This is a genomic window from Serratia sp. FDAARGOS_506 (assembly GCF_003812745.1).
Classification (GTDB): domain Bacteria; phylum Pseudomonadota; class Gammaproteobacteria; order Enterobacterales; family Enterobacteriaceae; genus Serratia.
Genome location: NZ_CP033831.1, coordinates 4,189,963 through 4,216,532 on the forward strand (window position 1 = coordinate 4,189,963; position 26,570 = coordinate 4,216,532).

The following is a 26,570-nucleotide window of genomic DNA, read 5'->3' on the forward strand; positions in this document are numbered from 1 at the left end:
GGGTACGTGCTACGACTGATTTAAGGATGCATAAAGGACAATGGAAACAACCCTGCGCAGCGCCCTGCTCAAAAATTTTCTGGGGCAATCTCCCGACTGGTACAAACTGACCATTCTCATTTTCCTGGCGATCAACCCCTTGGTGTTCTTTTTCGCCAGCCCGTTTATCGCAGGTTGGCTGCTGGTAGTCGAGTTCATCTTTACCCTGGCGATGGCATTGAAATGCTACCCGCTGCTGCCGGGCGGCCTGCTGGCGCTGGAGGCGGTGGCCATCGGCATGACCAGCCCGGCGCAGGTCTCGCAGGAAATCGAACATAACCTGGAAGTCTTGCTGCTGCTGGTCTTTATGGTCGCCGGCATCTACTTTATGAAGCAGCTGCTGCTGTTCGTGTTCACCAAGCTGCTGCTAAACATCCGTTCGAAAACGCTGCTGTCGCTGGCGTTCTGCCTGGCCGCAGCCTTCCTTTCCGCGTTCCTCGATGCGCTGACGGTCGTGGCGGTAGTGATCAGCGTGGCCACCGGTTTTTATTCCATCTATCACAACGTGACGTCGAATCGCTCCGATGGCGACATCGGCGATGACAGCGATTTCACCGGCGAAGAGCGCAAACAGACGCTGGAGCAATTCCGCGCCTTTCTGCGCAGCCTGCTGATGCATGCCGGCGTCGGCACCGCGCTAGGCGGGGTCATGACCATGGTGGGCGAACCGCAGAACCTGATCATCGCCAAAAGCGCGGGCTGGGGCTTTATCGACTTCTTCCTGCGTATGGCGCCGGTCACGCTGCCGGTGTTGGTGTGCGGCCTGCTGGTTTGTTGGCTGGTAGAGCGTTTTCGCCTGTTTGGCTACGGCGCGCAGTTACCGGAAGCAGTACGTGACGTACTGAAAGAGTATGATCGCAAAGCCACCGCCGGCCGCAGCAAGCAAGAACGCCTCAAGCTGGTGATGCAGGCGCTGATCGGCGTTTGGCTGGTGCTGGCGCTGGCCTTCCATCTGGCGGAGGTCGGGCTGATCGGCCTGTCGGTGATCATCCTCGCCACTTCCCTGTGCGGCGTGAACGACGAACACGCCATCGGCAAAGCGTTCCAGGAAGCGCTGCCGTTCACAGCCCTGCTGACGGTGTTTTTCACCGTGGTCGCGGTGATCATCGAACAGCACCTGTTTAGCCCGGTGATCCAGTTTGTGCTGCGCGCCGATCCCGCCTCTCAGCTTTCGCTGTTCTACCTGTTCAACGGCCTGCTGTCGTCGGTTTCCGACAACGTGTTCGTCGGCACGGTTTACATCAACGAGGCGCGCACCGCGCTTGAGAGCGGCACCATCTCGCTGAAGCAGTTCGAACTGCTGGCGGTCGCCATCAATACCGGCACCAACCTGCCTTCGGTCGCTACCCCTAACGGCCAGGCCGCTTTCCTGTTCCTGCTGACGTCGGCACTGGCGCCGCTGGTATGTCTGTCGTATGGCCGCATGGTGTGGATGGCCCTGCCTTATACGGTGGTGCTGACGGTGGTCGGCCTGCTGTGCGTCCAGTCCACGCTGGAGCCGGCGACCGAGTTGTTGACGCAGTGGCATTGGCTGACGCTGCCGCCCATCGACGCCATCGGCCACTGAGGCGGTGCAGGCAGGGTGAACCGACTATTTTTGCGCTGAATCCAGCCCAGGTGGCTGGCAGCGAGGAGGAATTGGTTTACACTGCCGGTTCAATTGCTTACTGCATGGAAGAATCTAGATATGTTGCAATTCTTTAACCGCTGTTCACAAGGACGCGGTGCTTGGCTGCTGATGGCCCTGACAGCGTTGGTGTTGGAACTGGTCGCGCTCTATTTCCAGCACGTTATGCTGCTGCAGCCCTGCGTCATGTGCATTTACGAGCGTTGCGCCCTGTTCGGCATCCTCGGCGCTTCACTGGTGGGCGCCATCGCGCCGAAAACCCCGCTGCGCTACGCGGCGATCTTGCTGTGGATTTACAGCGCCTGGGAAGGCGTACAGCTGGCATGGAAGCACACCATGATCCAGTTGCACCCTTCTCCGTTCAATACCTGCGACTTTTTCGTCAGCTTCCCTTCGTGGCTGCCGCTGGATAAATGGCTGCCGGCGGTATTCCACGCCTCCGGCGACTGCTCCGTGCGCCAATGGCAATTCCTGACGTTGGAAATGCCACAGTGGCTGGTCGGCATCTTCGGCGCCTACCTGCTGGTGGCGCTGATTGTGCTGATCGCACAATTTGTTCGCCCACGTCGCCGCGACCTGTTCGGCCGCTGATAGGTAAACAAACAAAAAACGGCGCCGGAAGGCGCCGTTTTTTTAGGGTATTGCGGTCAAATTCAGAGGTAACCCCACTTCATGTGTGTGTAAGGAAATAAACGAGCACAATCAGCACTCCAGCCACGGCAAACAGACGGATCATTTTCATTGTTATACTCTCGAGCATGCGGGAGAGTGGCCAAATTACCCAACTTATCGTTTAAAAAGAAGCATTCCGGTTCGGTTAAGCGCGTAATTTACATAACATTAAACTTCTGCGATATCGTCGGGCAAAAACAGGCGGCGCCAGCGCTTTCCTTACGGCCTTCGGGCAGCAATAAATTACCGTTACTTATGAACCGCTGCGTCTTTGTCACATTCAGAGCACAATATTTTGGTGAAGTTTGCCTATAAAATCCTTATAGTATCGGCAAAGTGAGTATTACCGATTTCCCTGGTGTTGTTGTGTGTCTTGCCCCTCATCTTTGCAGGGGCTTTTTTCCTTCCCCCCTCACTGACGAACACGCCTGTTTATCCAGAAATCCCGCTCACCGTTCGCGCACTAATGATTAAAATCATTCGCGATTCTTTCCTTATCCTAATGACGTTTTGATTTTCACTCTTTCCTTTAGTGAGCCAGGCCCTGTCTTTGGCTGACTACAGCACGTCAATGATATCAAGGACACGACCTATGCCGGATACCGCATTGCCCCCTGCATCTCAGCGCCCCCTTCTGCGCCGCCTGCTGCTTAAAGCCGGGAAAAGATTCCTGCGCTGGAACGGCGAGTTTCAGACCCGCCATTCGCTAATCTCCACCACACCGCAGATTGGTAATCATGAATTTAACTGGGTCACGACGCTGGAAGCCCATTGGCCTGCGATTCGGGAGGAGTTGGATCGGCTGTTGGAGCATCCGGAGGATATTCCCGCGTTCCACCAAATATCACCGGATCAGAAACGCATCTCTAAAGGGGATAACTGGAAAACTTTCGGGCTGTTTGTCTACGGGCAGCGGGTTGATGAGAACTGCGCCATTTGCCCGCGCACCGCACAGGCGGTCAGCGCGATCCCCGGCATGCGTACCGCGATGTTTTCGATCCTCAAACCGCACTACCACATCGTGCCCCACAAAGGCCCGACCCGTGCCGTGGTGCGAGCGCATCTGGGATTGATCGTGCCAAAAGATCGGGAAAAGCTTTGGATCCGCGTTGACGATCAGATCCTGCACTGGGATGAAGGCAAGGTAATTCTGTTTGATGATTCCTACGAGCACGAGGTCCGCAACGACACCGACGAGCTGCGTGCGGTGCTGTTTCTCGATATCGACCGGCCGATGGACAAGGTGGGCACGGTGGTGAACAAACTGCTGTTCAGCCTGATCAAAGCCAGCCCTTATGTGAAGCAACCGTTGAAAAACCTGGCTAACTGGCACCGCCGCAACAAACAGGCGTGAAGTGACGGCTTATGTCATGAGCGCCACGCCCGTGGGTAACGCTATAAATAGCGCAGAGGGCGGCATGTCTGCACACGCCGCCCTCTTACATGAGACCTATCTTGCTGCGCAAGGGGCAACTTTATCTGGCCCAGTCCGGTTTGTTGAGGATATGGTCCTGCCAGTCCACCACTTCGCTCTCGCGCACCGCAATATGCCGCACCGTGATGCGCTCGCCGTGCATTGCCGCCTTGGAACCGCTCAGCAGCGGGTGCCAAGGGAACAACGGCTTGCCTTCACCGATCAGGCGATAAGCACAGGTCGGCGGCAACCAATCGAAGGTGGTGAGGTTTTCGCGCGTCAGTTTGATGCAGTCTTCTTCCAGCTCGAAGCGCCGCTCATAGTTACGGCATTGGCAGGATTTGATGTTGAGCTGGTTGCAGGCTACGTTGGTAAAATAAATCTCGTCGGTATCTTCGTCGATCAGCTTATTCAAACAGCATTGCCCGCACCCGTCGCACAGCGATTCCCACTCTTGTTCTGACATTTCCGCCAGCGTTTTCTGTTGCCAAAAAGCGAGTTGTGACATGTTAGCGTCCGGTTTCGGTAAATGGATAAGTCACCTGCGCACAGGTTCGAGGGGGGACTATATAGACATTTTAGCCACAAGATGCAAGCTTTGCCGCCGACGGCGCCGGCGGCAAGAGAAATCAAATCACGCGGGTGCTGAGCGTTTTGCCGTTCAGGCTGATTTTCAGCATGTCGCCGGAGGCCATCGGGCCCACGCCTTGCGGCGTGCCGGTCAGGATAATGTCACCGGCGCGCAACGTGAAGAAACGGCTCATGTAGCTGATTAGCGGCAGGATCGGCGTGATCATGTCTCGCGTATTGCCCTGCTGGCGCAGTTGATCGTTGACGGTCAATGACAGCTCGGCGTTTTGCGGATCGCCGAATTCCGCCACCGGGATAAACCCCGACATCGGGCAGGAACCGTCGAAGGCCTTGGCCTTTTCCCACGGTTGACCGGCTTTTTTAAAGCCCGCCTGCAGATCGCGCAGCGTCAGATCGAGCGCCACGCCATAACCGGCGATCGCCCGCGCAACGCGGTCTTCGTTGGCCTGTTTCAACGGCGTGCCGATCAGCACCGCCAACTCCACCTCATGGTGCACCGAGCCGAACTCTTTGGGGATGGCCACCGGCTGGCGAATATCGCACAGCGCCGTTTCCGGTTTGATGAACACGACTGGCTCGACGGAAACCGCACTGCCCATTTCCTTGATGTGATCGGCGTAGTTGCTGCCGACGCAGACCACCTTGTTCACCGGGAAATCGAGCAGCGAACCCTGCCAGTCTCTATGTTGATACATACCGCTTCTCCCAAACTGTAGAGGCTTGGCGCGCCAAGCCGATTATTGGTGTGCCGGATCAATGCCCGATCGCGTCCGCCATCATACCCACGGCGATGGCGAAATAGTAAGAGCGATTCCAGTGCATGAGGGTACGGAAATTATCATAGACCAGGAACGTCCGCCCTTGCAGATCATCCGGCGCGATGATCCAACCGCGCTGAACGGCATGCGGCAACGCACTGCCATCCGCGCGACGCACCCCGCGCTGCTGCCAAGCGTTGACGCTGCGCGCCTGCGCGTCTTTCAATCCCAGCTCGGCCCGATTGAAACCGGCGGGCAGTTTGACCTCGCGCCCCCAGCCGATGCCGGGCTGCCAGCCCTCTTTGGACAAATAGCTGGCCGTAGAGGCAAAGACATCATCAATGTTATTCCAGATATCGATGCGCCCGTCACCGTCGCCGTCCGCCGCATAGCGCAAGAAGGAGCTCGGCATAAACTGACATTGCCCCATCGCGCCGGCCCAGGAGCCTTTCAACGGCGTATCGCCAACGTGTCCCTGTTCAACTATCTGCAACGCCGCCATCAGTTCCTGGCTGAAAAAGGCCTCGCGGCGCCCTTCAAACGCCAGCGTCGCCAGTGCAGACACCACGTCTTCACGCCCCTGAATTTTTCCGTAGGCGCTCTCCATGCCCCACAAGGCGATGATATAGCGCCCCGGTACTCGATAGCGATCGCTCGCGCGCGTCCATTGCGCCTGGCGCTGCCGGTACAGTTCACGCCCCTGGCGCACCTTGGCGGGCGACATCACACGCCGCAGGTAGTCGTCCAGAGTGATCTTCTGCTCCGGCTGATTGCGGTCGGCTTTGATCACCCGGTCGACAAAATGTATTTGCGCGAAAGCGCGGTCAAGGGTGGCCTGACTGATGCCCTGCTCCCGCGCCCGGCGCTTGAGTTGCTCAACATACGCCGGGAACTGCGCCGGATCCCGGCCGCTCACCGCCAGGGTCGTCTCCTGCGCCGCCGGCGATACGCCCGGCATCAGCACACTGCCCAGCGCCAGCCAGGCGGCCAATACGGTTTTTCTCACCGAACGTGTCATCGCGCCTCCCCTGGCCGTGTCCACCGTCTCAGGCCTTGTCGCCCGCCAGATGCTGATTGAGCAGATTTTCAACCGGCGGCGGGAACTGCAGGTAATAGCCTTCGTCTTTCAACGCTTGCTTCACCTTCTCAATATCCGCCGAAGCCAATTTCTTGCGTTCATCGAGCGAAAGCATCATGGCGAATTGTGGCACGCCGAAACTTTTCATCAGCTCTTCCGGCACACGAGAGAAATCGTCTTTTTTTTCGACATAAAGATAAGTTTGATCGCGTTTCGGGCTTCTATAGATCACACAAAGCATTTTTTTAACTCTATTTAATTGAGGGAGCGTCTTGCCTGGATATAACTCTGACTATAACATGCTTATAGTACATCGGAATATCGCACCCCGAGTGGTATTCCGGGGATTTAAAGTTGCTGAGACTGAGTCAGGATAGATGTCACAATCGCCAATTGAGCTAAAAGGCAGCAGTTTTACCCTATCGGTTGTTCATTTGCATAATTCGCAGCCTGAGGTAATACGTCAGGCGTTACAGGAAAAAGTTGAGCAAGCGCCCGCTTTTCTGAAAAACGCCCCTGTTGTTATCAACGTCGCAACGCTGGATGGCGATGCGAACTGGAAAGAACTTCAACAGGCTGTCGCGGCAGCAGGTCTGCGCGTTGTGGGTATCAGCGGTTGCAGAGATGAGCGTCAAAAGCGCGCGATAGCCCGTGCCGGGCTGCCGCTGCTGAGCGAAGGCAAAGGCCAGAAAATGGCGGCGCCAGAGCCCGCACCAGCGCCTGTGCCCGCGGTGGCGGATAACGCCCCCGCCAAAACACGCATCATCAGTACACCTGTCCGTTCCGGCCAACAGATTTACGCCCGCAACTGCGATCTTATCGTGACCAACAGCGTCAGCGCCGGCGCCGAATTGATTGCCGACGGCAACATTCATGTCTACGGCATGATGCGCGGTCGCGCGCTGGCAGGCGCGTCAGGCGACACGCAATGTCAGATTTTTTGCACCCACCTGGCGGCTGAGCTAGTCTCTATCGCAGGGCAGTACTGGTTGAGCGACCAAATCCCGTCCGATTACGTCGGGCAGGCCGTACGACTCAGCCTGTTGGATAACGCTTTAACCATACAACCTTTAAATTAAGCCCTTTTGACAAGGAATCCATTTCATGGCACGCATTATTGTTGTTACATCGGGTAAAGGGGGCGTTGGCAAGACCACTTCGAGCGCGGCCATCGCTACCGGCCTGGCCCAGAAAGGCAAGAAAACCGTCGTAATCGATTTCGATATCGGCCTGCGTAATCTTGACCTGATCATGGGCTGCGAACGTCGGGTAGTGTATGATTTCGTGAACGTGATTCAGGGCGATGCCACGCTGAATCAGGCGTTGATCAAAGACAAACGCACTGAAAACCTCTATATCCTGCCTGCTTCGCAGACGCGCGACAAAGACGCGTTGACCCGCGAAGGCGTTGAAAAAATTCTCAACGATCTCGGCGAGATGGATTTTGACTTCGTGGTGTGCGATTCACCGGCCGGTATCGAAACCGGTGCGCTGATGGCACTGTACTTCGCCGACGAAGCGATCATCACCACCAACCCGGAAGTGTCTTCGGTACGCGACTCTGACCGTATCCTGGGCATCCTCTCTTCCAAGTCACGCCGTGCCGAGAAAGGCGAATCGCCAATCAAGGAACACCTGCTGTTGACCCGTTACAACCCGGGCCGCGTCAGCCGTGGCGATATGCTGAGCATGGAAGACGTGCTGGAAATTCTGCGCATTCCGCTGGTGGGTGTAATTCCGGAAGACCAGTCTGTACTGCGCGCTTCCAACCAGGGTGAGCCTGTCATTCTGGATGCCGAGTCAGACGCCGGTAAGGCGTACGACGATACCGTTTGCCGCTTGTTGGGGGAAGAACGCCCATTCCGCTTCATTGAAGAAGAGAAGAAGGGTTTCCTGAAACGCCTTTTTGGGGGATAAACCATGGCCTTATTAGACTTCTTTCTGTCCCGCAAAAAACAGACAGCCAATATAGCCAAGGAACGGCTGCAGATTATCGTCGCAGAGCGTCGTCGCGGGGACAGTGAGCCCCCGTATCTGCCTGATCTGAAACGCGATATTCTGGCGGTTATTTGCAAATATATTCAGATCGATCCAGAAATGCTGCACGTGCAGTTCGAGCAGAAAGGGGACGATATTTCGGTACTTGAACTTAACGTGACATTACCGGAATCGGAAGAAGCAGCTAAAGAAGCAGCTAAATGATTGCGACGCATTAATTACCCCCTGTGTATTTTATGCAGGGGGTAACTGTATGTGCATCCAGTTATTAAGCTTTATCGGCAACAAAAAAGCGAATTTTTCCTTTGGGACTATTCCCAATTAACTTTGCCGCCATCTCGTTTAAAGTAAATTCTGGCCAGATTTACCTTCAACGCATTATTTCCTGCCTATATTCACCCGAGCAGAGTTTCCAGACCCTGCCCTGGTGATCGCCAGTGATTAATAATCTTTCAGGATGTCCTGCAGCGGTGCCATTAATAGATCGCCGCGCCAACCCGTGATTAATTCAGGGTGATTTTCACCGTCCTTCAGTTTCCAATGCCAGTTCAGCAATTGGTTAATTTGGCGACGGGATGCCAGCAGCTCGCTGCTCAACCCGCTTTGCTCACTGACGGTAGCGATCGCCGCCTTGATGTCTTTAAACACCTTCTTATAACCCGGCTGATCGATAAGGTTAGCCAACGGCGCCGGCAGCTCGGATTCCTCCAGCGCTTCGGCCTCTGCCACCAGGGCCAGCAACGTTTTACCGTGATAACGGATCTCCGGCCCACTTAGCCCCAGAGAATCCAGTTCTCCCAGCGAAGACGGCATATAGCGCGCCACCTGCCATAGGTTCTCCTCTCGCACCACGAAGTTCACCGCCAGATCGCGTTCACGCGCCTGGCGCAGCCGCCATTCCGCCAACTTCTGCAGACAACCCAGTTGACGCGGGCGCAGCTGCCAGGCGTTGCTGATTTCACGGTAGGCCAATTCCGGCGCCAGCGCCTCGCTACGGCGTTGGCACAACAGCAGGCACTCGTTATTGGCCGCTGCAGTCCAACCGGCCTCTTCGGTTTCTTGCACCAGCTGTTTGGCCATCGGTAACAGATAGAACACGTCAGCGGCCGCGTACACGCACTGCCTTTCAGTCAGCGGACGCGCCAGCCAATCGGTGCGCGACTCGCTCTTGTCCAGCTCAACCTTCATGTACTCCGCCACCAGCGTCGCGAAGCCACAGGAGAGCGGCCGGCCGGTAAAGGCCGCCAGGATCTGGGTATCGACCATCGGCGTCGGCAGCATTTTAAATGCGTTGAGAAACACTTCGAGATCTTCACTGCCGGCATGCAGGAACTTCACCACAGCGGTATCGGCCAGCAGGTCGACAAACGGCTGCCATTGCTTGATCGGCAGAGGATCGATAAGGGAGAGTTGTTCACCGTCGTAAAGCTGGATCAGGCCCAGCTGCGGATAGTAGGTGCGTGTTCTGACAAACTCGGTGTCCAGCGCAACCTGGGCATGCTTTCTCGCCTGCTCGCAGACCTGCTGCAATCCGGCATCGGTAGTGATCAACTGATAATTCAAAACATCATTCTCTTGTAGGATTCAAACACAACAACGCCGGCATTCACCGGCGTTGTTGATAGTCAGGCGCAAGAGCGAAACCTAGGCGGCATCGGCCGACTTCGGCGTTTTTTGCTCATCGCGCAGTTCTCGCCGCAAAATCTTGCCGACGTTCGACTTCGGCAGTTCATCGCGGAACTCAACAATTTTAGGCACTTTATACCCGGTGAGGTGGCGGCGGCAATGGGTCAACAGCTCTTCCTTGCTTAGCGAGGCGTCTTTCTTCACCACGCAGATCTTCACCGTTTCGCCGGAGGCTTCGCTGGGCACGCCGATCGCGGCACATTCCAGCACTTTCGGATGCTGGCTCACCACATCCTCGATCTCGTTCGGGTAGACGTTGAAACCAGAGACCAGGATCATGTCTTTCTTACGATCAACGATGCGCACAAATCCCTGTTCGTCCACGGTCACCACATCACCGGTCGCCAACCAGCCGTCTTTCAGCACGTCGTCGGTGGCCTCCGGGCGCTGCCAATAGCCTAACATAACTTGCGGCCCTTTGACCCACAGTTCGCCCGGTTCGCCCGGTGGCACATCGTGACCGTTGTCATCCACCAGTCGAATGTCCGTCGAAGGCACCGGCAGACCGATGCTGCCGCTGTAGTGTTTCAGGTCGTAAGGGTTGCCGGCCACCAGCGGCGCGCACTCCGTCAGGCCGTAACCTTCCAGCAGGTGTTTGCCGGTGGTTTTCTCCCACTTCTCGGCCACCGCTTTTTGCACCGACATGCCGCCACCGACCGAAAAACGTAGCGTGGAAAAATCAAGCTTGTGGAAATCTTCGTTGTTCAGCAACGCATTGAACAAGGTATTCACCCCACTCATGGCGGTGAATGGATACTTGCCGAGTTCCTTCACCAGCCCCGGAATATCGCGCGGGTTGGTGATCAGCAAATTGCGCCCGCCCAGATCGATAAACAGCAGGCAGTTCACCGTCAGGGCGAAAATGTGGTACAGCGGCAACGCCGTTACCACCAGCTCCTGCCCTTCACGGAACAGCGGCGAATAAGCGGCTTTGGCCTGCTCGAGGTTTGCCTGCATGTTGCGGTGCGTCAGCATCGCGCCCTTCGCCACCCCAGTGGTGCCGCCGGTGTATTGCAGGAAGGCCAGATCGGCATTAATGATGTCCGGTTTCACATATTGCATGCGGCGGCCACGTTGCAGCGCGCTGCGGAATGAAATGGCGTCCGGCAGGTTATATTTCGGCACCAGGCGCTTGACGTATTTGACCACGAAGTTGACCAACGTGCCCTTGGCGGCCGAAAGCTGATCGCCCATGCGCGTGAGGATCACATGCTTGACTTGGGTGTTGAACACCACTTTTTCCAGCGTATGGGCAAAGTTGGAGACGATAACGATGGCGCTGGCACCGCTGTCGTTCAACTGGTGCTCCAGCTCGCGCGGGGTATACAGCGGGTTGACGTTGACCACCACCATACCGGCGCGCAGAATGCCGAACAGGGCGATGGGGTATTGCAACAGGTTAGGCATCATCAGCGCGACGCGGTCGCCCTTCTTCAGGCCCAGTTCATTTTGCAGATAAGCTGCGAAAGCCCGGCTGCGCTCTTCCAGTTTGCGGAAGGTCATCACTTCGCCCATGTTGATAAAGGCGGGCTGATCGGCATAGCGCTGCACGGCATGCTCAAACATTTCGATCAACGACGAATAGCGATCGGCATCAATCTCTGCGGGCACATCTGCCGGATACCGTTTTAACCAGACCTTATCCAAGGTATTACTCCTGAAATCATTACTAATTATCATCGCAGCCCTCAAACTCGCAGCCTAACCATAACAATATTTTAACTCAGCAGACCAGTTCGAGTTTTAAACATTATTCAGGTTGCGATGTACGTCACTAATTGTCGGATATTCCTTATCCCAAAAAGCAAAAAGGGCGGCCTGAGCCGCCCTGTCAAATTTGTTCACATCAAGCGTATGCTACTCGGTTACGATGGTTTGCACCTGTGCCGGGCCAGGGTTGTACCAGCCATAGCCAGCTCCCCAACCGGGTCCCCACGGACCACCGCGCCAGCCCCAGGGGCCCATCGGCGCCGGCGGCATCACCACCTGCTGTACCAGATGCCAGCGTTTGAAACCGGTCACGTTCATCGTCACAAAGCGATACGGCGTCATGCCGATCCGCCCCTCTTTCAGCCCGGTAATCGGGCCGACGACGGTCACCAGTTGGCCTTTGAAATCGACCGGTTCAAGGAAGCCGTTTACCGTGGCCAGCAAGCGCCCGCGCGAAGGTTCACCCAGTATCGGCCGCGCACCGCTGTCGAGCGGCACCGCCGCGATCTCCAGCACCGTGCGCCCTTGTTCGTTGGCGACGTTCACCACGGTGCCGCCGAAGCGGGCTTCCGCGCCGGTAAACAGGTTCGGTGCATTTTGTACCGAGGAAAGCTGTGTCACCGGAGAAGGGCTGGAGCCTTTGATCGCATCCGGTACGGTGACGCACCCGGTCAGAACCAGCGCGCCGCAGGCTACGGCCAGCAGCGACAGCTTTTTACTTGCAGTGCGGATTAACATGGTCGCAATCTCCTGAAATGCCTGTAACTTTGACCGCGTTTCATCGTTCAAGTTGCAGGCTTTCATCACCCGGTCTCAACAACAGCACAATACGCCGCGCTTACTCGCGACCCGGCAGTTTTTTCCAGGTGACTTCATTGCGTAGATAGGTCGGTTCGGCGTTTTCCACCGCCACCGCCAACCCCTGTTGCCAGGCGTGCAGCGCCAGCGGCAGCATGTCTTGCGCCTGCGGCAACAGCATTTTTCCGTCGCGTACGCTCAGCGCGGAACCATTGACCAGATCGGGATAGGTTTGCCAGCCGGTGCCGACGTGGGCCCACTCGCCCTGCAGGCGCTGCGCACGCTCCAGCGCCTGTGCCGGCGACAGCACCGCCTCGCCTTCGCTTTCCAACCAGTTGCCGTCCGCCTGACGTTCGAACTGCCCCCAATAGACTTCACCCATACGCGCATCGATAGCCGCCAGCACGCGCTCCGCGCCGCTGACGCGCCAGGCGCCCTGCGCCATGGTTTGCAGCGTGGAAACGCCAATCATCGGCAGATCGGCGCCCAGCGCCAGGCCCTGAGCGATACCGATGCCGATACGTACCCCGGTAAAGCTGCCGGGGCCGCGCCCGAAGGCCAGCACATCGAGCTGGTTCAGCGACAGGCCGGATTCCGCCAGCACCTGCTGCACCATAGGTAAAATACGTTGCGTATGCTCGCGTGGGCACAGCTCAAACAGGGCGTGGGTTTCGCCTTGATTCCAGACGGCGACGGAACAGGCTTCCGTCGCGGTATCGATCGCTAAAATTCGCGTGGACATGCCAACCTCTGGCGGGAATAAAACTGGGTTTTTCATACAGGGCGCGCATTGTAGCACAGCCCCGTAAGTCCTTCATCTTTCACGTGGCCGACGCATCGGCGGCCTGCAGGAAGGCGATAGCCTGCTTCAAATCGCGGGTGCGCGGCGTGGGCGGCAGGCTATTGAGAAACACCTCGCCGTAAGGGCGCATGACCAAACGGTTATCGCAAATCACCAGCACGCCCCGATCGTCGGTGTCGCGGATCAAGCGGCCAACGCCCTGTTTCAGCGTGATGACCGCATCCGGCAACTGCACGTCATTGAACGGGTCACCGCCGCGCAGGCGGCAATCTTCAATGCGCGCCTTCAGCAACGGATCGTCCGGTGAAGTGAACGGCAGTTTATCGATGATCACGCAGGACAGCGCATCGCCGCGCACGTCCACCCCTTCCCAGAAGCTGCTGGTCGCCACCAGCAGCGCGTTACCGGCGGCGACGAACTGCGCGAGCAGTTGCCCTTTGCTGGTTTCCCCTTGCAACAGCACCGGCAGCGTCATCGTGGCACGGAACTCTTCCGCCAGCTCACGCATCATCTGGTGCGAGGTGCATAAGAAGAAGCAGCGGCCGTTGTTGGCTTCAATTAATGGCCGCAGCATGCGCGCCAGCTGGCGCGCCCCGCCGGGCTGATTTGGCGAAGGCAAAAAGCGCGGCACGCACAGCAATGCCTGTTTGGCATAGTCGAACGGGCTTGGCAGAAGCAGCGTTTTGGCCTTGGTCAGCCCCAGCCGTTCGGTGAAGTGGCCCAACTGATCGTTGACCGACAGCGTGGCCGAGGTAAAGATCCAACTGCCCGGCTTCTCGTCCAGCATTTCGCGGAACCGATCGGCCACCGTCAGCGGCGTCAGTGCCAGCACGAAATGGCGCGAGTTGCACTCATACCAATAGCTGTAGCCCGGTTCCGTCACCGCCTTCAGCCGCTTGAGGCGCGCGCGGTACAATGTGGCGCGCTCAAAGGCGGCGTCCAGCAGCGCCGAACGCCCGAGCGACAGCTTCATGACGTCATAACACAGCTCCAGCGCGTCATCGAGCAGCAACAGAGCACGCTGTACGTTCGGTTCGCCGAGTACGTCACGCAAGTTGCCGCGAAAACCCGGCTCTCCCAGATTCAGGCGAAAATCTTGCGTACTCAGGCTGAGGCGGTCGGCACTTTTTTGCAGTTGAGCGGAATCGCGCACCTCGGTGCGATAGGCGATGGTGATATCTTTCGCCAGATCCAACAGTTGGCGGCTGGTGAGCTGCTGGCCGAAATACTGGCTGGCGATGTCGGGGATTTGGTGTGCTTCGTCGAAAATCATCACCTCGGCTTCTGGGATCAGCTCGGCGAAACCGCCCTCTTTCACCACCATATCCGCCAGGAACAGGTGATGGTTCACCACCACCACATCCGCATCCATCGCGCGGCGGCGCGCCTTGACCACGAAGCAATCCTGATACAGCGGGCAATCGCTGCCCAGGCAGTTGTCATTGGTGCTGGTGACCAATGGCCAGACGAAGCTGTCTTCCGCCACTTCGCTGCAGGTACTGATGTCGCCCTCTTTGGTCTGCGACGACCATTTGCGCAGCTGCACCAGGTCGATCAGGGTCTGCCCCGCCAGCTCACCGCCGGCCATCGACTGCTGTTCCAGCCGCTCCAGACACAGGTAGTTAGATCGCCCCTTCAACAGCGCCAGCTTGCCTTTGTACTTCAAGGCCTTGGCGACGGTAGGCAGATCGCGCGCATACAGCTGATCCTGCAACGCTTTCGAACCGGTAGAGATGATCACTTTGCGATCGGCGCGCAGCGCCGGCGCCAGATAAGCGAAGGTCTTGCCGGTGCCGGTGCCTGCTTCCACCACCAGCTCCTGCTTGAAATTGATCGCCTCGGTAACGGCTTGCGCCATCTGCCGCTGCGGCTCACGCGGTTTGAATCCCTTGATAGCCTGCGCCAATGCGCCGTCTGTTGCAAAATCGTCTGTCACGCTGTCTCTCTGCCGGTGTCATTCAGCGGTGATTATGCCAAGCCTGCCGCCCGGCTACCACCCACTTTATCGCCGCGCATTTTCATGACCGGCTGTGCTACCCTTAGCACGACTATGATATGGAGATAAGCAAATGAATATCGAAAGAATTGATCCCGATCAGCGCTGGTCCGAAGCCGTGGTGCACAACGAGACCGTTTACTACACCAGCGTGCCGGAGAACCTGGACGACGACGCGACCGCGCAGACCGCCAACGCCCTCGCCGCCATCGACGTGCTGCTGGCGCGCGTCGGTTCGGACAAAAGCCGCATTCTGGATGCCACCATCTTCCTGGCCAACACCGCCGACTTCGCCGCGATGAACGCCGCCTGGGACGCCTGGGTGGTCGCCGGCAGCGCACCGGTGCGCTGCACCGTGCAGGCGCAGCTGATGAATCCGAAGTACAAGGTCGAAATCAAAATCATCGCCGCACTGTAAGCCTGAGCGCTGACGAAAAAAAAACCGCAGACGGCAACGCCTGCGGTTTTTTATTGCCCGCTATCAGGACAATTTGAGGATCACCATCCCCGTCAGCAGCAGCGCCAGGCCAATCCAGCCTTTGGCATTCAACCGTTGGCCGAACATGATCCAGCCTGCGGCGATGGTGGCGGCGATACCGAAACCGCCCCACAGCGCATAAGCGATCGACAGATCGATGCCCTTCACCGCCTGTGCCAGGGCGCTGAACGCGCCGAGTACCGACAGCAGCGACAGCAGCCCCAGCCAAATTTTACGGAAGCCGTCCGACATCTTCAGGAAGATGTTGGCGATGATTTCCAGCACGATCGCCAGTCCCAGGAACCCAATGTGGTACAACTCAAACTGTTGCATGGTTGTCACCTCGCGGGCTGACCTGTTTTCGCTCTTTGCGGGTACCGGATTTCACCAGCATGATGCCGGCGATCAGCGTAGCCAGGCCCAGTACCTTCAGCGCCGAGATCGGCTCGTCGAACCACAGCACGCTGAACAAGGTAATGAACAGAATGCCGATGCCCTCCCACAGCGCATAGGCTACGCCCAGCGCCACGCGTTTTACCGCCACCGACAGCAACACATAGGACGCAGTGATCATTACGTACATCACGATGTGCCCGATCATGCCGCCGTTAACGCTGGCGTATTTCATCGACAAAGTGCCGATGATTTCGGTCATGATGGCCAAACCTAAAAAGATCCAATAAATCATAATTTTTCTCCCAAACGGCGAATAACGCGCGCCAAGGCATATTTATCCCGATTTATCTCGTCGAACGGCCGTATTTCGGCGCGCAAGACGCAGAGATCCCTGGGGATAAACTGACCCAAACGCAAAAAGATTGTTTGCCCGGCGGAACGGTAGCGCGAAGGCCTAAGCCCGCCACCCGCACCGGTTAAGGGAGAAAGACGCTATAGCTCGCTGCACCAGTGATGCTCACTGGCAAGGATCGCAGACAGGAAGAGTTGGCAAGTAGAGGTTCTGAGGGTAGTTCCGTTAATAGTCATCATAATAGTTCTCTATTATCAGCCGCACACCGTGCGATTTGCCCAATATCCTCATAAAAGTAAAATTTTCAACTGAGATATTTTTACCACAGCCAAAATAAGAAAGCAAACTGCCGTTTTCATAAAAAGCGGAAAAAAACGGGTTAAAAATAAGAAAGTTAATCACGATAAAAATTTAAAAAGGCCCAACGAAGCGTTGAGCCTTGCGATAATCGTGGGTGCGCAAATAAGCACCAACCTCAGGCGTGGCGCGGGTTTACAACGCGGCGCCGCTGACGGCGCTGCGCGCCAGTTCAGTGATGCGCGCGTAGTCGCCGTTTTCAAGCGCATCCGCCGGCACCAGCCAGGAACCGCCGATGCAAAGCACGCTTTTCAGCGCCAGATAATCGCGATAGTTGTTCGGCGTAATGCCGCCGGTCGGGCAAAAACGTACCTGCGGGAACGGGCCGCCGATCGCCTGCAGTGCCTTCACGCCGCCGTTGGCCTCCGCCGGGAAGAATTTGAATTCGCGCAGGCCGTGATCCATGCCCTGCATCAGCTCGGAAACGGTGCTGATGCCCGGGATCAGCGGGATCGGCCCCGCCGTCGCCGCCTGCAGCAAGGCTTCGGTCAGCCCCGGGCTGATCGCGAATTGCGCTCCCGCCTCGGTCACTTCCCGCAGCTGCTGCGGATTGATCACCGTACCGGCGCCGATAATGGCCTCCGGCACCTCTTTGGCAATAGCGCGGATAGCCTCCAACGCGCAGGCAGTGCGCAGCGTCACCTCCAGCACCCGCACGCCGCCGGCAACCAGCGCTTTCGCCAGCGGCACCGCCTGTTCCAGCTTGTTGATCACGATAACAGGCACCACCGGCCCCGCCGTCAGGACCTGCTCGGCGCTGGTTTTCCAGTTTTTCATCGTTATTTCTCCATTACTCGCGGTTAATAATGGCACGCCCCTGCCACAGGGCTCCGCACAAATGCGCGGACGTCCGGCCGTACCGTAAGTGATGTGGCCCACGCGCAGATCGCAGGCAAAAAAAAGCCGGCAGACAGGCTGCCGGCATTGCGCGTTACTCGAACTCGTTCCAGGAACGGCCGTCGCGGGTGATCATCGCCACCGAGGCCACCGGCCCCCAGGTGCCCGCCTGATAAGGCTTCGGCGCCTCGTTGTCGGCTTTCCATGCATCCATGATGGAGTCGACCCACTTCCAGGCTTCTTCCACCTCATCACGGCGCACGAACAGCGCCTGAATACCGCGCATGGTCTCCAGCAGCAGGCGCTCGTAGGCATCCGCCACGTGCTCCTGATTGAAGGTTTCCGAGAAGCTCAAGTCCAGCTTGGTGGTCTGCAGACGGTGCTTGTGATCCAGCCCAGGCACCTTGTTCAGCACCTGAATTTCGATGCCTTCGTCCGGCTGCAGGCGGATGGTCAGCTTGTTCTGCGGCAGCTGCTGGTAAGAATCGCTGAACAGGTTAAGCGGTGGGTTCTTGAAGTACACCACGACTTCCGAGCATTTGGTCGGCAGACGTTTACCGGTACGCAGGTAGAACGGCACCCCGGCCCACTGCCAGTTATCGATATCCACGCGGATGGAGACGAAGGTTTCGGTGCTGCTGCTCTTGTTAGCCCCTTCCTCTTCCAGATAACCCGGCACTTTCTTGCCCTGGACGAAACCGGCGGTGTACTGACCGCGCACGGTGGTTTCCCGTACATTGGTCTGATCGATGCGGCGCAGCGAGCGCAGTACCTTCACCTTCTCGTCGCGGATGCGGTCGGTGGTCAAATCCGCCGGCGGCGACATAGCGATCATGGTCAGGATCTGCAGCAGGTGGTTCTGGATCATGTCACGCATCTGGCCGGCCTGGTCGAAGTAACCCCAACGCCCTTCGATGCCCACCTCTTCCGCCACGGTGATCTGCACCGAATCGATGGTGCGGTTATCCCAGTTGGATGCGAACAGCGAGTTGGCGAAACGCAGCGCCAACAGGTTCAGCACCGTCTCTTTGCCGAGATAGTGGTCGATACGGTAAACCTGGGATTCGTTGAAGTATTCCGCAACCTGATCGTTGATCACGCGGGAAGACGCCAGATCGGTGCCCAACGGTTTCTCCATCACCACGCGGGCCGGCTCATGGTTCAGCTTGGCTTCGCCCAACCCTTTGCAGATGGCGCCAAAAGTGCTTGGCGGCATGGCGAAGTAGTTGATGGTGGTGCGGTGTTTCTGATCCAGCATTTTACCCAGTTTGGTAAAGTTCTTGCTGTCATTGACGTCCAGATTGCAGAAGTCCAGGCGTGCGCTCAGCGTGGCCCAGAGTTCGTCATCCAGTTTTTCTTTCATGAAGGTGCCAAGCGCTTCCTTGACCACTTCGGTATAAGCTTGTTTATCCCACTCCGCGCGGCCGACGCCGATGATCCGCGTATCCGGGTGGATGTGTCCGGCTTTCTCTAACTGGTACAGGGAAGGCAGCAGCTTACGGCGCGCCAAATCACCTTTCGCGCCGAAAATAACCAGGTCACACGCCTGGGCTGTAGAGGTTACCGCCATGTTCATCTCCTCGTTGCAGGATATTTGTAATTTTCTTACATTACTAATGTACTCTGTTTGACTACGGCCAGCAAACCCGGTGCAAAAGCGGGAAAAAGACCACAAGATTCCAGTGGTAGCGCCAATGCGCGCCAGAGCCCGAACAGGCGGGCAAAACTGTAATTTTTCGTCTTTTTTGACGCTCTGTTACCATTATGAAAGTTAGACACAGGTCATATTCTGGTGAAAAAAGCCTGCATACGCCCTGTCGAGACTGCCAACGGTTACCAGCACGTAGTATATTTTCACTAAACCGGCATTGATTTCTCCTTTGTTTGAAATCGACATACCCTATCGATTCCAGGTTACAGCCGCTCGTTTGGCGTCTGCTTGCACGGCGAACACGGGCGAAATTCGACGCTGTTGCTTGAAAGCCACAGGGATAAAACCATGAGTGACTCTCGTTATATGAATACGCTGGACAAAATCCAGAGCCATCTGGAACTCCTGAGCAAATCTGAAAGGAAAGTCGCCGAGGTGATCCTGGCCGCCCCACAGACCGCCATTCACTCCAGCATTGCCACGTTGGCGCGCATGGCCGACGTCAGCGAACCCACCGTCAACCGTTTTTGCCGCCGCCTTGATACCAAAGGTTTTCCCGATTTCAAACTGCATCTCGCCCAGAGCCTGGCTAACGGCACGCCCTACGTAAACCGTAACGTAGAGGAAGACGACAGCGTCGATTCCTATACCAGCAAGATCTTCGAATCGGTCATGGCCAGCCTGGATACAGTAAAGGCAAATTTGGATATTGCCGCAATCAATCGTGCGGTTGACCTGCTCACCCAGGCAAAAAAAATCTCTTTCTTCGGCCTGGGCGCCTCCGCAGCGGTGGCGCACGATGCGATGAACAAATTTTTCCGCTTCAATATCCCGGTGGTCTACTTCGATGACATCGTCATGCAGCGCATGAGCTGCATGAACTCCAGCGAAGGCGACGTGGTGGTGCTGATTTCACATACCGGCCGTACCAAGAATCTGGTGGAGATGGCGCACCTGGCGCGAGAAAATGACGCGACGGTACTGGCTATCACCTCGCGCGACACCCCGCTCGCCCAGGCGGCAACCCTCGCTTTACTGCTCGATGTGCCCGAAGACACCGACGTTTACATGCCAATGGTGTCGCGGATCGCGCAATTAACGCTCATTGACGTGCTCGCCACCGGATTTACCTTGCGCAGAGGGGCTAAATTCAGAGATAACTTGAAGCGGGTCAAAGAAGCGCTCAAAGAATCGCGCTTTGATAAAGGCGTGGTCATTCCCAACAGTTTTGACTCGTGACCTGACGAAGAAAAAATCGCCGTTCAACAGACATTTGAATGACGGCATCAGAGGCTGTACCCTGTTAACATGCTCATGCGGGTAACCCGGGTGAAATATCAGTGTTGTAAAATTACATTTCACGCCTGGTTTCGTTATCCGACGTTTATCGCAACACCAATATTTGCTTCACCAGTCAACGGAGTAATACATGTCCAGACGGCTCAGAAGAACCAAAATCGTTACCACCCTGGGTCCGGCTACAGACCGCGACAATAATCTGGAAAAGATCATTGCTGCCGGCGCCAACGTAGTTCGGCTTAACTTCTCCCACGGCAGCCCGGAAGACCACCAGGCGCGCGCCGACAAAGTGCGCGAAATCGCCGCTAAACTGGGACGTCACGTCGCTATCCTCGGCGATCTGCAAGGGCCGAAAATCCGCGTATCCACCTTCAAAGAAGGCAAAATCTTCCTCAACGTAGGCGATAAATTCCTGCTGGACGCCAACCTGTCAAAAGGCGAAGGCGACAAAGAAAAAGTCGGCATCGACTATAAAGGCCTGCCTGCCGACGTGGTGCCGGGCGATGTCTTGCTGCTCGACGACGGCCGCGTTCAGCTGAAAGTGCTCGAAGTTCAGGGCATGAAAGTGTTTACCGAAGTGACCGTCGGTGGCCCGCTGTCCAACAACAAGGGCATCAACAAACTTGGCGGTGGCCTGTCGGCCGAAGCGCTGACCGAAAAAGACAAGGCAGACATCGTGACCGCCGCCAAGATTGGCGTCGATTACCTGGCCGTCTCCTTCCCGCGTACCGGTGAAGACCTGAACTATGCTCGCCGCCTGGCGCGCGACGCCGGCTGCAACGCCAAAATCGTGTCCAAGGTTGAGCGCGCCGAAGCGGTCTGCAGCGACGAAGCGATGGACGACATTATTTTGGCCTCCGACGTGGTCATGGTTGCCCGTGGCGACCTGGGCGTCGAAATCGGCGATCCGGAACTGGTCGGTATTCAGAAGAAACTGATCCGCCGCGCCCGTACCCTGAACCGCGCGGTGATCACCGCGACCCAGATGATGGAGTCGATGATCACCAATCCGATGCCGACCCGCGCCGAAGTTATGGACGTGGCCAACGCCGTGCTGGACGGCACTGACGCCGTCATGCTGTCGGCGGAAACCGCCGCTGGCCAATACCCGGCTGAAACCGTGGCGGCGATGGCGCGCGTTTGTCTGGGCGCCGAGAAGATCCCGAGCATCAACGTTTCCAAACACCGCCTGGACGTACAGTTCGACAACATCGAAGAAGCGATTGCCATGTCTTCGATGTATGCCGCCAACCACCTGAAAGGCGTCACCGCGCTGATCGCCATGACAGAGTCCGGCCGCACCGCACTGATGATGTCGCGTATCAGCTCCGGTCTGCCGATCTTCGCCATGTCGCGCCATGAGCATACGCTGAACCTGACCGCGCTATATCGCGGCGTGACGCCGGTGTATTTCGACAGCCACAAAGACGGCGTGATCGCCGCCAATGAAGCCGTCAATCGCCTGCGCGACAAAGGCTTCCTGGTCTCCGGCGATCTGGTGATCGTCACTCAGGGCGACGTGATGGAAACCGTTGGCACCACCAACACCAGCCGAATCCTGCGCGTCGAGTAATTCACGCCGCAGACGGAATGCCGGCCGGCTTAAGCGGGCCGGCATTTTTTTTGCCCTGATACAGCCATTAATGATGGAGAACGCCATGCTCCACCAACACAATCCCGCAACGAGCGGTGATGAGCTCGATCTCGACGGCCACAACCTGACGCAGCTCGACGAGTCGCAGTTAGCCGGCCACGCGCTGCGCAAGATTAGCCTGTACGACAATCAGCTGACGGCCTTCCCCGCCCCGATCTTCCGGCACCGAAATCTGCGGGTGCTGAATATCTCCTGCAATCAGCTCGACCGTCTTCCGCCGGAGATTGGCCAGTTGCAACAGCTCGAAATGTTCGACTTTGGCCACAATCACGCAAGCGAGCTTCCTGACGAACTGGGGCAGTTGCATCGGTTAAAATATCTCTACCTGAGCGATAACGGCTTTAGCGATCTGCCGCGCTCGCTGGCGCAGCTGCAGCAATTGACTTACCTCAACGCGACCGACAACCATTTAACCGCTTTGCCACAGGCGATACCGAAGCTTTCGGCATTACAGGAACTGCGTTTATACAACAATCGCATCGGCAACCTGCCCATTGAAATCGGGCAACTGCGCGCATTGCGCGAACTGCATATCATGAAAAATGCCCTGGCCACGCTGCCGGCGGAGATGGCCCAGCTCGGTGAGTTGGAGATACTCGACGCGGCTAACAATGCCATCGCCGAGCTGCCGCAGGCCTTCTGTCGGCTGCCGCGGTTGACCGAGCTGAACCTGCGTTTCAATCGGCTGACACGCCTGCCGGATAATATCGGTGAGCTCACGGCGCTGAGAAGTCTGGATTTGCGCGCCAACCGTCTGAGCGACCTGCCGGAAAGCCTCGGCGAACTGAGCCGCTTGCGCAGGCTGGATCTGCGCTGGAATGATTTCACCCGCACGCCTAAAGTCGTCGACATCCTGCGGGCTCGCGGCTGTATGGTGCACATCTGAAGAAACGCCGGACGGGTTATACCCGGCCGGCGTTAGCGGTAAAAAGGATTAACGATACAGATCGTCGCGCGAATAAGGTTCAATTTCCCCTTCTTTGCGCGTCTTCAGCAGTTTGAGGATCCAGGTGTATTGTTCAGGGTTCGGCCCCACCAAATTTTCCACCTCTTCGTTCATGCGGCGGGCAATGCGCGGATCGTCGGCTTCGGCCAGGTCATCCATCGGCTCGCGAATATAGATATCCAGCATGCTGGTTTTGCCGTCGTAAACCGGGAACAAAGGCACGATCGCCGCACGACACACCTTCATCAATCGCCCCACCGCCGGCAGCGTCGCCTTATAGGTCGCGAAGAAATCGACGAACTCGCTGTGCTCCGCGCCGTGGTCCTGATCGGGCAGATAGTAGCCCCAATATCCCTGGCGAACCGAACTGATAAACGGTTTGATGCCGTCGTTGCGCGCGTGCATGCGGCCGCCAAATTTGCGACGCACGGCATTCCACAGGTAGTCGATCAGCTGATTACGCTGATTGTGGAACATCGCCGCCATCGGTTGGCCGCGCGCGGCCATCAGCATCGCCGGCACATCCACCGCCCAGCCGTGAGGCACCAGGAAGATCACGTTGCGCCCTTCCGCCCGGATCTTGTCCAAAACCTCTTCACCGTGCCAACGCACGCGTTTGAGCACTTTCTCCGGCTTGGTGCAAGCCAGTTCCGCCATCAACACCATCGATTGCGGCGCGCAGGCGAACATCTGGTCGATGATGTGCTCGCGTTCATTTTCCGGCAGATCCGGCAGGCAATAAAGCAAGTTGATACGGGCACGACGGCGCGCGCCCTTCGCCAGCTTGCCGGCCAGTTTGCCGACCGCACCCAGCACCGGATCGCGCAGGCGCGCAGGCACCAGCGAAATGCCGGCCATCAGGCCGGTTCCCAGCCATACGCCCCAGTAGCGCGGATATAAAAAGGCTTTCTGAAACTGCGGGATGAACTCTACGTTCGATTTCTTCTCGTTTTGCATGCACATGCTCTTAACTTAGCGATTCGGCTAATCATAATTGCCATCACCGATTTTGCAATTAACAACCGCGAACCGCCCAGATAAAACAGCATCGGCCCGTAATCAGGCCGATGAAATTAACGGCGCCGGAGCGCCGGAAAAAGGGGGTATTAATCCAGCTGCAGCTGAGGAACCACTTCCTTCACCTGCGCCAGATAATCGCTGCGGTCTTTGCCGCTCAGCCCTTCGGAACGCGGCAGCTTGGCCGTCAGCGGGTTCACCGCCTGTTGACCGGTCCACAGTTCAAAGTGCAGATGCGGCCCGGTGGAGCGGCCGGTGTTGCCGGAAAGCGCTATGCGATCGCCGCGTTTCACCTTCTGGCCCGGTTTCACCAGCAGTTTTTTCAGGTGCATATAGCGCGTGGTGTACTGGCGACCGTGGCGGATCGCCACATAGTTGCCCGCAGCGCCGCTGCGTTTGGCGATCACCACCTCACCGTCGCCGACCGCCAGCACCGGCGTGCCGACCGGCATGGCGAAATCGACGCCTTTATGTGGCGCGACGCGGCCGGTCACCGGGTTCACGCGACGCGGGTTGAAGTTGGAGGAGATGCGGAACTGTTTCATGGTCGGGAAACGCATGAAGCCACGGGCCAGGCCTGAGCCCTGGCGATCGTAGAATTTGCCGTCTTCGGCGCGGATCGCATAGTAATCTTTGCCGCCGGTGCGCAGACGCACGCCCAACAGCTGGCTTTGCGATTTCTTACCGTCGAAATGCTCGCGCGACATCAGCACAGAGAACTGGTCGCCTTTGCGCAGCTTGCGGAAATCGAGCTGCCACTGCAGCGCCTTGATCACCGCATTGATTTCGTTACGGCTCAACCCGGCGTCGCCGGCACTGCTGACGAAGCTGCCGTTGACCCGGCCGCTGATCACGTTGTTGCGCCATTCGCCCTGCTGCGCCTCTTTCGACTCTTTGAAGCTATTGCCGACGCGGTCATAGGTGCGGGTTTCGCGGCGGGAAACTTCCCAGGTCAACTGTTGCAGATCGCCCGCATCGTTTACGGTCCACGACAGCTGTTGACCGATCTTCAGATTACGCAGATCGCGGTTTTGCGAAGCCAGCAAGGTGACATCCGACATATCGATGCCGTATTGCGTCAGAATGCTGCCGAGGGTGTCGCCGGTGGAAACCACATATTCATGCACGCCATCATCGCCGGCATCTTTCTGATCCAGCTCATCCTGCGGGATTTCGTCATCGGGGGTGGGTTGGTCGGCATCTATCGGTTCACTGGCTTCGGGGAGCAATGACCGCATCTGGCTGGATTCTAACTCGACGCTCTTGGCAATGGGATTGTGTTCTGGATGATAAACAAAAGGCCGCCAAACAGCGACGGCCAATGTGACGACTGTCAGCGACCCCAGCATGACGCGGTGGGGCCGTGGCAGGTTGTTATACGCCAGAGCGATAGTTCGGACTATCTGCTGCACTCGATATTATCCTCATAAGCTTTACTTCAGGCAGCTCACGTACTGGTTTGACAGCTGACTCAGGAATTTCCCGTAGCTGTCCTTCCCCAGCGCGATGCCGATGCCCAGCGGGTCCAGCGTTCCGGAACGCACTTTGGTACCCTTGGCGACGGCATTGATTACGGCCGGCCTGAATTGTGGCTCAGCAAAAACGCATACCGCTTTCTGCTCAACCAACTGTGTTCGAATTTGGTGTAGGCGCTGTGCTCCAGGTTGAATTTCGGGATTGACGGTGAAATGGCCCAGCGGACTCAAACCGTAGTGTTTCTCAAAGTAGCCGTAAGCATCATGAAAAACAAAATAACCCTTACCTTGCACAGGCGTAAGCATGTTACCAACATTTTTGTCAGTTTGCGTCAGCAGATTCTCGAACTGGCGCAGGTTTGCGTCTAATTTGTCCTTATTTTGCGGCATAAGTTCCAACAATCTGTCGTGAATCGCGATCGCGGTCACTTTTGCTATCTCCGGCGACAGCCAAACGTGCATATTGTACTCGCCATGATGATGCCCATGATCGTCATCCGCATGGTTATGCGCTTCGTCTGCATGATCATGATCGTCATCATCTTCGCCTTTCATCAGCAGCGGTTTCACCGCCGGCAGTTCGCTGATAGCCAGCTTTCGGTTTGCCGAGATCGGCACCAGCGCCTTGTTCAGAAACGCTTCCATGTCCGGCCCGACCCACAGCACCAGGTCAGCGGAGCGCAAACGCTGAATATCGGAAGGACGCAGCGCAAAATCATGCGGCGAAGCGCCATCCGGCAACAACACCTCGGTCGGCGTCACGCCGTCGGCGATCGCCGAAGCGATAAAGCCCAGCGGGCGAATCGAAGTCACCACCGCAGCGGAAGCGCTGCTCAGCGGGCCGGCCATCAACAGTGCGCTGGCCAGCAGCGTGCGCTGCAGCCACTTATTTTTCTGTGCCATCATCAGTAATCCCATCGTTTTCATCCACAAGGCGTG

The 26,570-nt window shown here is 57.2% G+C and carries 26 protein-coding genes; 10 read left to right on the plus strand and 16 right to left on the minus strand.

All coding sequences use genetic code 11. The features are described 5' to 3' along the window. Positions 1-40 precede the first annotated feature (40 nt). The 3 genes from nhaB to EGY12_RS20265 all read left to right on the plus strand — a co-directional run bounded on the left by nhaB (position 41) and on the right by EGY12_RS20265 (position 3,692). A complete protein-coding gene (gene nhaB / locus EGY12_RS20255; RefSeq protein WP_123895155.1) occupies positions 41-1,606 on the plus strand; it encodes a sodium/proton antiporter NhaB in 1,566 nt (521 codons plus the stop codon). 120 nt (positions 1,607-1,726) lie between these two features. Continuing rightward, a complete protein-coding gene (gene dsbB, locus EGY12_RS20260; protein ID WP_004932277.1) occupies positions 1,727-2,257 on the plus strand; it encodes a disulfide bond formation protein DsbB in 531 nt (176 codons plus the stop codon). Between the two features lie 673 nt (positions 2,258-2,930). Next, the gene (locus EGY12_RS20265) at positions 2,931-3,692 is read left to right on the plus strand and encodes an aspartyl/asparaginyl beta-hydroxylase domain-containing protein (RefSeq protein WP_123895156.1); all 762 of its coding nucleotides are present in this window, start codon (positions 2,931-2,933) and stop codon (positions 3,690-3,692) included. Between the two features lie 121 nt (positions 3,693-3,813). Here the strand turns inward: EGY12_RS20265 and EGY12_RS20270 are convergent, their stop codons facing one another. From EGY12_RS20270 to EGY12_RS20285, 4 genes are all read right to left on the minus strand, one after another. Beyond that, a complete protein-coding gene (locus EGY12_RS20270; RefSeq protein WP_025159803.1) occupies positions 3,814-4,260 on the minus strand; it encodes a YcgN family cysteine cluster protein in 447 nt (148 codons plus the stop codon). Between the two features lie 121 nt (positions 4,261-4,381). Then, the gene (locus EGY12_RS20275) at positions 4,382-5,038 is read right to left on the minus strand and encodes a fumarylacetoacetate hydrolase family protein (protein ID WP_025159804.1); all 657 of its coding nucleotides are present in this window, start codon (positions 5,036-5,038) and stop codon (positions 4,382-4,384) included. Between the two features lie 58 nt (positions 5,039-5,096). Next, complete coding sequence (locus EGY12_RS20280; protein ID WP_123895157.1) at positions 5,097-6,119, minus strand: lytic transglycosylase domain-containing protein; 1,023 nt, start codon at positions 6,117-6,119, stop codon at positions 5,097-5,099. A gap of 28 nt (positions 6,120-6,147) precedes the next feature. Then, positions 6,148-6,420, minus strand: coding sequence for a YcgL domain-containing protein (locus tag EGY12_RS20285; RefSeq protein ID WP_004932294.1), 273 nt, complete (start codon positions 6,418-6,420; stop codon positions 6,148-6,150). Positions 6,421-6,556: 136 nt separating this feature from the next. Between EGY12_RS20285 and minC the strand changes: the two genes are divergently transcribed. Genes minC through minE form a run of 3 tightly spaced genes read left to right on the plus strand, consistent with a single transcriptional unit; the run spans position 6,557 to position 8,381 of the window. Further along, entirely contained in the window at positions 6,557-7,258 is a 702-nt protein-coding gene (gene minC / locus EGY12_RS20290) for a septum site-determining protein MinC (RefSeq protein WP_049271627.1), read from the plus strand. 25 nt (positions 7,259-7,283) lie between these two features. Continuing rightward, complete coding sequence (gene minD, locus EGY12_RS20295; RefSeq protein WP_016927452.1) at positions 7,284-8,096, plus strand: septum site-determining protein MinD; 813 nt, start codon at positions 7,284-7,286, stop codon at positions 8,094-8,096. Positions 8,097-8,099: 3 nt separating this feature from the next. Beyond that, complete coding sequence (gene minE / locus EGY12_RS20300; protein WP_123895158.1) at positions 8,100-8,381, plus strand: cell division topological specificity factor MinE; 282 nt, start codon at positions 8,100-8,102, stop codon at positions 8,379-8,381. Positions 8,382-8,618: 237 nt separating this feature from the next. Here minE and rnd read toward each other — a convergent pair whose 3' ends face one another. From rnd to EGY12_RS20325, 5 genes are all read right to left on the minus strand, one after another. Continuing rightward, positions 8,619-9,740 carry a ribonuclease D gene (rnd, locus tag EGY12_RS20305; RefSeq protein WP_123895159.1) on the minus strand — a complete coding sequence of 374 codons (1,122 nt, stop codon included), beginning with the start codon at positions 9,738-9,740 and terminating at the stop codon, positions 8,619-8,621. An 81-nt stretch (positions 9,741-9,821) separates the two neighbouring features. Beyond that, positions 9,822-11,510, minus strand: coding sequence for a long-chain-fatty-acid--CoA ligase FadD (fadD, locus tag EGY12_RS20310; protein ID WP_123895160.1), 1,689 nt, complete (start codon positions 11,508-11,510; stop codon positions 9,822-9,824). A gap of 210 nt (positions 11,511-11,720) precedes the next feature. Continuing rightward, positions 11,721-12,311 (minus strand): Slp family lipoprotein, encoded by a 591-nt coding sequence (locus tag EGY12_RS20315; RefSeq protein WP_049271641.1) that lies wholly within the window; start codon positions 12,309-12,311, stop codon positions 11,721-11,723. A gap of 100 nt (positions 12,312-12,411) precedes the next feature. Further along, positions 12,412-13,113: a tRNA (adenosine(37)-N6)-threonylcarbamoyltransferase complex dimerization subunit type 1 TsaB gene (gene tsaB, locus EGY12_RS20320; protein ID WP_123895161.1), complete on the minus strand. Its 702-nt coding sequence runs from the start codon at positions 13,111-13,113 to the stop codon at positions 12,412-12,414. 79 nt (positions 13,114-13,192) lie between these two features. Beyond that, positions 13,193-15,109 carry an ATP-dependent DNA helicase gene (locus EGY12_RS20325; protein ID WP_123895162.1) on the minus strand — a complete coding sequence of 639 codons (1,917 nt, stop codon included), beginning with the start codon at positions 15,107-15,109 and terminating at the stop codon, positions 13,193-13,195. 133 nt (positions 15,110-15,242) lie between these two features. Here EGY12_RS20325 and EGY12_RS20330 point away from each other — a divergent pair, with 133 nt between their 5' ends. After that, a complete protein-coding gene (locus EGY12_RS20330; RefSeq protein WP_015378124.1) occupies positions 15,243-15,587 on the plus strand; it encodes a RidA family protein in 345 nt (114 codons plus the stop codon). 63 nt (positions 15,588-15,650) lie between these two features. Here EGY12_RS20330 and mdtI read toward each other — a convergent pair whose 3' ends face one another. The 4 genes from mdtI to zwf all read right to left on the minus strand — a co-directional run bounded on the left by mdtI (position 15,651) and on the right by zwf (position 19,159). After that, positions 15,651-15,980: a multidrug/spermidine efflux SMR transporter subunit MdtI gene (gene mdtI, locus EGY12_RS20335; protein WP_016927446.1), complete on the minus strand. Its 330-nt coding sequence runs from the start codon at positions 15,978-15,980 to the stop codon at positions 15,651-15,653. After that, entirely contained in the window at positions 15,967-16,335 is a 369-nt protein-coding gene (gene mdtJ / locus EGY12_RS20340) for a multidrug/spermidine efflux SMR transporter subunit MdtJ (RefSeq protein ID WP_004932327.1), read from the minus strand. Before mdtJ ends, mdtI begins: the two co-directional genes overlap by 14 nt. A 552-nt stretch (positions 16,336-16,887) precedes the next feature. Next, on the minus strand, positions 16,888-17,529 hold the full coding sequence (locus EGY12_RS20345; RefSeq protein ID WP_123895163.1) for a bifunctional 4-hydroxy-2-oxoglutarate aldolase/2-dehydro-3-deoxy-phosphogluconate aldolase: 642 nt from the start codon (positions 17,527-17,529) through the stop codon (positions 16,888-16,890). 154 nt (positions 17,530-17,683) lie between these two features. Further along, positions 17,684-19,159: a glucose-6-phosphate dehydrogenase gene (zwf, locus tag EGY12_RS20350; RefSeq protein WP_004932333.1), complete on the minus strand. Its 1,476-nt coding sequence runs from the start codon at positions 19,157-19,159 to the stop codon at positions 17,684-17,686. A 447-nt stretch (positions 19,160-19,606) separates the two neighbouring features. Between zwf and EGY12_RS20355 the strand changes: the two genes are divergently transcribed. The 3 genes from EGY12_RS20355 to EGY12_RS20365 all read left to right on the plus strand — a co-directional run bounded on the left by EGY12_RS20355 (position 19,607) and on the right by EGY12_RS20365 (position 23,079). Next, positions 19,607-20,479 (plus strand): MurR/RpiR family transcriptional regulator, encoded by an 873-nt coding sequence (locus EGY12_RS20355; protein WP_123895638.1) that lies wholly within the window; start codon positions 19,607-19,609, stop codon positions 20,477-20,479. 190 nt (positions 20,480-20,669) lie between these two features. Beyond that, a complete protein-coding gene (gene pyk / locus EGY12_RS20360) occupies positions 20,670-22,112 on the plus strand; it encodes a pyruvate kinase (protein WP_019452801.1) in 1,443 nt (480 codons plus the stop codon). 85 nt (positions 22,113-22,197) lie between these two features. Beyond that, a complete protein-coding gene (locus EGY12_RS20365) occupies positions 22,198-23,079 on the plus strand; it encodes a leucine-rich repeat domain-containing protein (protein ID WP_123895639.1) in 882 nt (293 codons plus the stop codon). 48 nt (positions 23,080-23,127) lie between these two features. On the opposite strand, the gene lpxM is transcribed toward EGY12_RS20365, so the two are convergent. The 3 genes from lpxM to znuA form a co-directional block, all read right to left on the minus strand. After that, complete coding sequence (gene lpxM, locus EGY12_RS20370) at positions 23,128-24,096, minus strand: lauroyl-Kdo(2)-lipid IV(A) myristoyltransferase (RefSeq protein WP_123895164.1); 969 nt, start codon at positions 24,094-24,096, stop codon at positions 23,128-23,130. A 149-nt stretch (positions 24,097-24,245) separates the two neighbouring features. Then, on the minus strand, positions 24,246-25,568 hold the full coding sequence (mepM, locus tag EGY12_RS20375; protein WP_038877136.1) for a murein DD-endopeptidase MepM: 1,323 nt from the start codon (positions 25,566-25,568) through the stop codon (positions 24,246-24,248). A gap of 21 nt (positions 25,569-25,589) precedes the next feature. Then, the gene (gene znuA / locus EGY12_RS20380) at positions 25,590-26,534 is read right to left on the minus strand and encodes a zinc ABC transporter substrate-binding protein ZnuA (RefSeq protein WP_123895640.1); all 945 of its coding nucleotides are present in this window, start codon (positions 26,532-26,534) and stop codon (positions 25,590-25,592) included. Positions 26,535-26,570: the final 36 nt, after the last annotated feature.